Origin of the sequence: Mucilaginibacter sp. (assembly GCF_041663085.1) — a bacterium.
Taxonomy (GTDB): Bacteria; Bacteroidota; Bacteroidia; order Sphingobacteriales; family Sphingobacteriaceae; genus Mucilaginibacter.
In genome coordinates this window covers 1-4,820 of the sequence record NZ_JBAZRC010000218.1, presented here as the reverse complement: position 1 = coordinate 4,820, position 4,820 = coordinate 1, and the positions used below count along the sequence as shown (strand labels likewise).

Sequence of the window (4,820 nt, the reverse complement as noted above, 5' to 3'; positions counted from 1 at the left end):
AAGACACTTATCATGTGCGATACCATGCTGGCCACCGGGCAAAGTATCGTACTGGTTTGTAAAGAGATAATAGCCCAATACAACTTAAAATCCCTGCATATCGCATCGGTTATTGCCAGTACCGAAGGCATTGCCCATGTACGCGCCAACCTGCCCAAAGTACAAATCTGGACCTGCGCCGTAGATGATGAAATGACCAGCAAAGCTTATATAGTACCGGGCTTAGGTGATGCCGGGGATCTGGCTTTTGGGGAGAAAGTGTGAGAATTTCACGCAAAGACGCGAAGACGCAGAAAATTCAGATTGCAATTGCGTCTCTGCGCCTTTGCGAGAAAAACTATAGTTAGATTTGTCGCGTTATTACTTCTTAATGAAACAATACAAACACATCTTCTTCGATCTTGACCACACCATTTGGGATTTTGATAGAAACGCCGAAGAAACCCTGCACGAGCTTTATGGCACTTATAAGCTAAAAGATATTGGCCTGCATTCTGCCGATCTGTTCATAGAAACTTATACCCGCCATAACCATCGCCTTTGGGCTGAGTACCATCTGGGCAGAATAACAAAAGATGAACTGCGCGAGGAACGTTTTAAATCAACCTTTATTGAACTGGGCGTACAGCCCGACCTGATGCCCGCCGATTTTGAGGATGCCTATGTAAACCTGGGGCCAACAAAAACCAACCTGTTCCCCCATGCGCACGAAACTTTGGCCTATCTGCAAGGCAAATACACGCTGCACCTGATCTCAAACGGTTTTAAAGAATCTACCGAGATAAAGGTAAAGGGCACTAACCTGGGCGGATATTTTCAGAATGTGATCATATCCGAAGTAGTGGGCGTTAACAAACCAGATCCGCTGATATTTAAACACGCCATTGAACTGGCCGGCGCCACTATCCCTGAAAGTATAATGATTGGCGACAGCATCGAGGCCGATATCCGCGGGGCTATGGGCGTGGGTATGGATGCCATCTATTTTAACCCTTTCAATTTGGAAAAACCTGCCGATGTTGCGGTGCAGATCAGTCATTTAAAAGAGTTAACTTTATTGTTGTAATATCTTAACTTGCAAAATAAGCAACTGGGGTAAATCACAAAGTATTGCACCTACGGCGCAAATTATATTTTTTTATTACTTTGCTACCTACCTTTTGCTCCTACGGAGCATTGCTTATTCAATATGATACCAAAGACCCTGACCCCATCGGGGTCAAAGGTCGGTAGCAAAAAACAAAAGAGGAAATCCGTGCCGTAGGTACGGCACTAATTGAATTACCGAGCATGGCAAATACCTACACCCAAATTCATATTCAATGTGTCATTGCTGTAAAATTTCGCCAGGCCCTTATCCAACCCGATTTTAAAGAGCGCCTGCATCAATATATTACAGGCATTATCCGTAATAACGGGCACAAGTTGATTGCGATAAACGGCATGTCCGATCATTTGCATATCTTCTTTGGATTGAGGCCGGACCAATCACTTTCAGATTTGATGAGGATTGTTAAAGGCGAATCGTCCGAGTGGATAAATAAGGAAAAACTAACTCCCGCAAAATTCAGGTGGCAGGAAGGATATGGTGCTTTTTCATATTCACGTTCGCAAATAAAGGCTGTTGCAGAATACATTGCCAATCAGGAAGAGCACCATCGCAAATTAACTTTTTTAGAAGAGTACAAAAACTTCCTCGAAAAGTTTGAAGTTGAACACGATGAGAAATACATTTTCAAACCTTTAGACTAGTTATTAGTATTGCACCTACGGCGCAAAATGTCTTTTTTACTGATTTGCAACCTACCTTTTGCTCCTACGGAGCAGTTGAAAAAAGTTAAATCTACTCTCTACAATTTTATAACCACATCGGAGGGCAAAGGTTGGTAGCAAATAACATTTCCGTACCGTTGGGTACGGTACTTAGCCAATTACACAGCATACAATTTATTACTAACTTTACTACTATGAACCTGGGTAAAGAGCGCCGCGCCATTGATGCCGCATTAGATACGTACCGCGAACTGCTGGATACTTTTACTGACGAACGTTTCATTGAAACACCACGAATGGGCGGATGGAGCTACGCCGAGGTTTATGACCATATCCTGAAATCCAGCCTGGGATCGGCCATAGCGGCCGAACGTTGTACACATAACAACTGCCCGCCCACCAAAAAGGGGATGAACTTTTGGGGCCATTATTTAATGCTCACCGGCCTGTTCCCGCCGGGTAAGCTAAAAGTACCGGAAGAAGTAGCTGCTAAACTCGCTCCAAAAAAGCTGGAGAAAGAAGATGCCAAAAACCTTATCATAAAAACCCGTAAAAAGATAACCGAAATAACCGACCTCATCAAAAATGCCCCCGATAACGCACGCTGGCTGCACCCCCGCCTGGGTATGCTAAACGCCGGGCAATGGTTAAAATTTATCCGGGTGCATTTGCAGCATCATTTAAAACAATTGGGGCGCATCAAAAGCAATTTCTCTAACGGGTAATTATAACGGTTGCCTTCTCTTCAATTTCACTTCCTTTTCATACTTTATTGGTAATTTACTTTAACAAACAGCCCTGTTGTCTACATAAAAGCTGTTTTAAAGTTTATTTAGTGTGTTAACGTAACCTTTCATATTTAACATAGTCTTAACACTATAATAATTTGATTATATGATATTTGTAAAAATAAGGAAAGATGAATTTTGAATTTACTTACTTGTTTGTAATAGGATTACTGGTATTGCTTGGTGCATTCTATCTAAGCCCTTACGAACTAAAGGTTAATGAAGACGACGAGGAAGAATAATCCCCGTTTACCGGCTACCAGCGCTTATAATTTAACGGCTATTTACATGGCCCCTCAATTTTAATGGCAAAACGCGAAGTCGACATCGTTATCATCTCTGATGTACATTTAGGTACGTATGGCTGCCACGCCAAAGAACTCCTCAAATATCTTAAAAGTATCAAGCCAAAAATGCTCATCCTCAACGGGGATATTATAGACATTTGGCAATTCAGCAAATCGTACTGGCCCGAAGCACACATGAAGGTGGTGCGCCGCATCCTTAAATTTGTGACCGAAGGCATCCCGGTGTATTACCTTACCGGCAACCACGACGAAATGCTGCGCAAATTCACCGATTTTAATCTCGGCACCTTTCAATTACTCGACAAAATAGTACTGAACATCGACGGTAAAAAAGCCTGGATCTTTCATGGCGATGTGTTTGATGTTACCATGCAGCACTCCAAATGGCTGGCCAAACTGGGCGCCGTTGGGTACGATACGCTGATCCTCATCAACAGCTTTACCAATTGGCTGCTTACTGCTTTGGGGCGAGAGAAAATGAGTTTCTCGCAAAAAATAAAAGCCAAGTTTAAAGATGCTGTAAAATTCATCAACCAGTTTGAGCAAACCGCAGCCGACCTGGCCGTTGAGAAAGCATACACCTATGTTATCTGCGGGCACATTCACCACGCCGAGATCAGGGAGATCCAATCTACCGAACAAACCGGCTCGGTACTTTACCTAAACAGCGGCGACTGGGTAGAAAGCCTTACCTCGCTGGAATACCACAACAAGGAGTGGAAAGTATTTCAATACCAGGCCAATGATTTTAAACAGGATAACGACGAGGACGACGTAAGCGACGCTGAAGACCTTGACGCCAAACTGGATGTACGCAGCCTGTTAGAAAGATTTAAACAGGAAGCGCATTAATCCCAATATTTAATATATCGCTTTAAATATTGAAGATATAGGTATTGGGGCCTATATATTACTTTTTTGTCAAGATTATAGAAAATCAATCTTTCAAAAGGAATTTGACGAGACAAATCTAAATTATCGACATACGTTCCTTTAAGATAGAAAAAGTAAATGTTACTTAAATTTGGAAGAGTCATTTCAATTGTCCTTATTCGATCCGCACCAATTTGATCGCCATCGGCAGCCGTAGTATTCGCGGTCCCTATTTGTCGTGGAATATTATTATCATCATAACCTACACGAGTATAAATATTCACGTTATATGCAGTAGCTCCAGTACATTGTAATTTAAGCTGAACGGTTATACTATCTTTAGATTTTTTAATTAATAATACATTGTCTAATTCCAGTGAAGAACGAGTAGAACTATAATATTTTGCCTGCCTTAAAGTGCTATCTTGCATCATTTTTTCAACCAATTTGTCACTTTGTTGTCTTGATCGTAGAACAACCCTCTTTGTGGTATCGATTATTAAATTATAGCTTTTAGCTAACACAAAAACAACCGAGTCGCGGCTTTTAGCTATTTGAATAATCGCCCGGTCTTGCTGCTGCTTTATAAAAATTTCATTTGCTTTATTGTTCTTCGCTATTTTCCGATTTGCAGCCTTTTCACTATCTGACGCCCTTTTGTTAGAAATAAGCTGTTCTAATTCCGATTTTTTAGTTGTAACTCTATAACTAAGGACTGTTAATACTAAAATTATCCATGCAGCCCTGGAAGGCCGCTTGTACCATTTTTTAGAACGGGTTTCAATTTTTGCGAAAAAAGGTGTAGCAATGATTGCTATCGCAAGTATCTTAATATAGAAATCGTAAAGGTCTACGGTCTGCTGCACAGTATTCATGAATCAAGTAAATATATTAAATATCATTGAATACATTTAAGTTATTACACTATACTCTTCACAATGTATTATAATCATTTCACCATTTAATAATCTTCTATACACATTTCTTTACTAAATTGCCCGCAATTCTACGCGTATGAAAATATTGTTCGGTATACAGGGTACAGGGAATGGCCACATCAGTCGCGCCCGCGAGATAG

The 4,820-nt window shown here is 41.1% G+C and carries 6 protein-coding genes; 5 read left to right on the top strand and 1 reads right to left on the bottom strand.

What is annotated here, in order from left to right:
* The 5 genes from WC615_RS22560 to WC615_RS22540 form a co-directional block, all read left to right on the top strand.
* Window positions 1-264: uracil phosphoribosyltransferase (locus tag WC615_RS22560; protein ID WP_372980289.1), on the top strand; the 264-nt coding region annotated here is incomplete at its 5' end.
* A gap of 106 nt (window positions 265-370) precedes the next feature.
* Window positions 371-1,066 (top strand): YjjG family noncanonical pyrimidine nucleotidase, encoded by a 696-nt coding sequence (locus WC615_RS22555; protein WP_372980288.1) that lies wholly within the window; start codon window positions 371-373, stop codon window positions 1,064-1,066.
* A 224-nt stretch (window positions 1,067-1,290) separates the two neighbouring features.
* Window positions 1,291-1,752, top strand: a complete 462-nt coding sequence (gene tnpA, locus WC615_RS22550) for an IS200/IS605 family transposase (protein WP_372980287.1) — start codon at window positions 1,291-1,293, stop codon at window positions 1,750-1,752.
* Between the two features lie 215 nt (window positions 1,753-1,967).
* Window positions 1,968-2,498: a DinB family protein gene (locus WC615_RS22545; RefSeq protein ID WP_372980286.1), complete on the top strand. Its 531-nt coding sequence runs from the start codon at window positions 1,968-1,970 to the stop codon at window positions 2,496-2,498.
* Between the two features lie 368 nt (window positions 2,499-2,866).
* The gene (locus WC615_RS22540) at window positions 2,867-3,721 is read left to right on the top strand and encodes a UDP-2,3-diacylglucosamine diphosphatase (protein WP_372980285.1); all 855 of its coding nucleotides are present in this window, start codon (window positions 2,867-2,869) and stop codon (window positions 3,719-3,721) included.
* Here the strand turns inward: WC615_RS22540 and WC615_RS22535 are convergent.
* A complete protein-coding gene (locus tag WC615_RS22535; RefSeq protein ID WP_372980284.1) occupies window positions 3,718-4,617 on the bottom strand; it encodes a hypothetical protein in 900 nt (299 codons plus the stop codon). The genes WC615_RS22540 and WC615_RS22535 overlap by 4 nt on opposite strands.
* Window positions 4,618-4,820 lie beyond the last annotated feature (203 nt).

Coding starts and splice junctions, on each gene's coding strand:
- WC615_RS22555 (WP_372980288.1), top strand. CDS start 371: ATGAAACAATACAAACACATCTTCTTCGATCTTGACCACACCATTTGG.
- tnpA (WP_372980287.1), top strand. CDS start 1,291: ATGGCAAATACCTACACCCAAATTCATATTCAATGTGTCATTGCTGTA.
- WC615_RS22545 (WP_372980286.1), top strand. CDS start 1,968: ATGAACCTGGGTAAAGAGCGCCGCGCCATTGATGCCGCATTAGATACG.
- WC615_RS22540 (WP_372980285.1), top strand. CDS start 2,867: ATGGCAAAACGCGAAGTCGACATCGTTATCATCTCTGATGTACATTTA.
- WC615_RS22535 (WP_372980284.1), bottom strand. CDS start 4,617: ATGAATACTGTGCAGCAGACCGTAGACCTTTACGATTTCTATATTAAG.